The sequence below is a fragment of the uncultured Stenotrophomonas sp. genome (genome assembly GCF_963519925.1).
Taxonomy (GTDB): Bacteria; Pseudomonadota; Gammaproteobacteria; order Xanthomonadales; family Xanthomonadaceae; genus Stenotrophomonas; species Stenotrophomonas maltophilia_AE.
The window spans coordinates 1-3284 of sequence record NZ_CAUQPH010000231.1; the positions used below are offsets into that span (position 1 = coordinate 1).

Annotated in this window: 2 protein-coding genes; both read right to left on the reverse strand. The window is 67.8% G+C overall.

Going from position 1 to position 3284, the window contains the following annotated elements:
* On the reverse strand, positions 1-1576 hold a 1576-nt coding region (locus tag RWO33_RS19855), incomplete at its 3' end, for a winged helix-turn-helix domain-containing protein (protein WP_314107146.1).
* 261 nt (positions 1577-1837) lie between these two features.
* Positions 1838-3010, reverse strand: coding sequence for a glycoside hydrolase family 18 protein (locus RWO33_RS19860; RefSeq protein WP_314107148.1), 1173 nt, complete (start codon positions 3008-3010; stop codon positions 1838-1840).
* Positions 3011-3284: the final 274 nt, after the last annotated feature.

The following is a 3284-nucleotide window of genomic DNA, read 5'->3' on the forward strand; positions in this document are numbered from 1 at the left end:
GCCACGCGGCGTCGCGGAAACCGGCGTCCACCGCGCGGTGCAGGTCGGCGATGGCCGCGCCTGCATCCCCCTGCGCCTGGTGCAGCAGGGCCCGCTCCACGGCTGCGTCCGACCAGCCGTCGTCAGCCTGCGCGGTCACCTCGCGCAGCCGCGTGGCAATCCATTCCGGGGACGGCGTGCCACTCCCCTGCTGCAGGCCGGCCAAGGTCTTTCCAAGCGACTGCAGTGGGCGCAGCAGGCGCCCCTGCTCGAAGGCCTCTGCCGCGCCTTGGCGGTCACCGTCCATCAACAGCAGTTCGCCGCGCAGGCGCAGCAGCTGTGGATGCGGGGTGCCGCGTTCAAGCGCCTGGTCGAGTGCCTGCCACGCCTTTTCCTGCTCGCCCATGTTCATGAGCGCACGTGGCCACGCGATGTTGCCGAAGACGTTGTCCGGGTACAGCTGGAAATTGCGCGCATGGCGGCGTGCGGCGGCGTCGGTGAAGCCAAGCAGTTCCAGTTCGCGTGCGACCTGCACCTCGCGGAAGCGGATCCGCTCCGGCGCGCGCAGCGTCAGGTTGGCCTTGAGCGCCTGCGCAAGATGCCCCTGCTCCTGCTGCAGGTAGGCCAGCGACGCGCGTGTGCGCTCATCGTCGGGGTCGCGCAGCAGTGCCTGCTGGTAATCGGCGATCGCCTGCGGCATCGCGCCGATGCAGTCGTGGGCGTACCCGCGCAGCGCATGCGCGGCGGCGTCATCAGGAGCCGCCCGCAACACCTGTGCGGCCAGCTGCAGTGCCTCCTGCGCACTGCCCGGCTTGCCGTTGAACAGGCAGGCATCGGCGGCCAATGCACGCGCGAGGCCGCGCCGTGCGGCGCTGGAATCCGGGTCGATCTGCAGTGCCTGGCGGTACAGGGTGATCGCCCGGTCGTTGTTGCTGGCCTGGCCGATGCCGGCGTAGTACGCAGCGCGTTGCAGCACCGGGTCTGCGGGTGAGTGCACCGCGCTTTGCGGCCGCTGGAAGATGACGGCGATGACGGCGCCGGCAGCAGCCACGCCCGCCGCCAGCCAAGCCCACCGCGCGCGCAGCCTCCGTTGCGGCCCCTCCGATGGTGCCGCTGCTGCCGCTGCTGCCGCAGTTACGGCATTTACGGCAGTTGAAGGAGTTGAGGGAGTTGAGGGAGTTGAGGGACTTGAGGGAGTTGAGGCAGTCCCGGAAGTCGCTGCAGAAGGCTCTGCCGCCCCAAGCACCCCCACCGGTTCCGCCGCCGCTGGTGGCGCCACCGGTGCGCACGCCTGGGGCGGCGCGCATAACTGGTAGCCCCGGCCGCGTACCGAGCGCACATAGCGCGGCTGGCGGCTGTCGTCGCCTAATGCCTGCCGCAGCAGCTTCACCCGCTGGCTGATCGCATCTTCACCCACCACCGCCGGCGCCCAGACCTCCCGTGCCAGCGTGTCGAAGTCGACCACATCGGTGCCGTGCTCCAGCAGGCAGTCCAGCAGGCGCCAGCTGAGGCCGCTGACCGGCAGCACCCCATCACCGCGCCGCACCAGCTGCGAGGCGCGGTCGATGTGCAGGTCCAGCAGCTGAACGCTCGTCATGCCGGCAAGCATAGTGCAGGCTCGGCCGCGGCGTTACACCCAATCACCCGGGGAGCAATCCAGCGGTAGGGTCGGTTCCCAAACGACCGCCGATAGCGGAGATTGCGCGGGTAACGCATGGACTTCGACCGGCGTCGCGCGTTTCCGGATGTCTCCGTTCGTCGGTCATGCGTCGCCGTGCAGATCAGCCTTACCGGCAGTCGTTTGGGAACCGACCCTACCTGGCATTCGCATCACTGCACTTTCAGCGGGCGGTCGACGTTACTTGAACGGCCCCGCCATGGCCTTCAGCAGCCTGGCCTGGTCGTCATCACCCGTCAGCTCCCAGGTAAACACGCCGCGCAGCTTCTGGTCCCTGGCGTAGTCCGCGCGCAGGCGAATCGAGTCCGTGTCTTCGTAACTGATGAACACCTTGTCGCCGGCGTTGTACAGCCACGGGCTCTGCGCGACCGGGTGCCAGTGCCGCTGCCAGCCGGGCTTGTCGAGGAATTCCTGCTTGATGCGGCGCCAGTCACCGGCCTCGAACGGGGCGCTGTAGGGCTGGTACAGGCCATCGGCGGATTCGGTGGTGACCTTGAATCCACGTCCATAGAACGGCACGCCCAGCACCAGCTTGTCGTTGGGCACGCCATGCTGGCGGTAGTACTGCACCGCGCCTTCCACGCTGTTCCAGCGGCGCTGTTCCGGTGCGAGCGGGTCCTGCGGCACCTCGCGCAGCGGCGCATTGAAGGTGGACACCTTGGAAAAGCCGGTGCCCATGTCGTAGCTCATCAGGTTGATGAAATCGAGCGCCTGGCCCAGCTCCTTCAACTCGTAACTGAGCGCCGGGTCATAAGGACCGTCGGTCTGCACGCGGCCGGCCGGCAGTGCGGCGGTCAGCAACCGATGTGGACCCTCGCCGCCATCCAGCGCATCGAGCTGGCGGCGGAACTCCTGCACCAGCAGCGTCATGTTGCGGCGGTCTTCAGGACGGTCGGTGATCTCCAGCGGGCCACCGGAGACCGGGAATTCCCAGTCGATATCCACACCGTCGAAACTGCCGCGATGCTGATCGAAGAACATTGCCACGCACGAACGCACGAAACGTTCGCGGCTCTGTGCCGTAAGCGCGGCATCGGAGAAGCCGCCGGCGTTCCAGCCTCCGATGGAGATCATGGTGTGCAGCCGCGGGTGTTCGCGCTTGAGCGCGGCCAGCGCCTTGAAGTGCGCTGCAGCGCCGTCGTCCACCACGCACCTGCCGTCGTCGATGCGCGCGAACGCGTAGAACAGATGGGTCAGCGTATCGGCGGGAATGGACGCCACTGGATAGCGCTCGGCCGAACCGCCCGGATAGTAGGCCCCGATCACCGCGTTCGACACCGATGCGGCGTGGCTCGCGATGGGCAGCGCGAGCACGATGGCGGCGCCCAGCAGGGAAGTAGACAGACGGGACATGGCAACTCCGTGGATCAGGATGGGCCAACGTTAACAAGCCGCAGGCCGTCATGGTCGGATGTCCTGCGAATCTGTCCGGCGGACACGTCCTGTTGCTGTGGACGGGAAACGCAATGACTGCACAAGGGCCCTCGCGGTAAAGCAGGCGCCGCTGCCGGTGGGGCAAGCAACGGGCCGCAAGCCATGCCCCGTCGCGGCCGGTAGGTCCCTGGCAAAGTAAAGGAGGAGGCCGTCGCCGCCAGGCGTCGGCCGGGGGACATTTGCACAGGGGCCT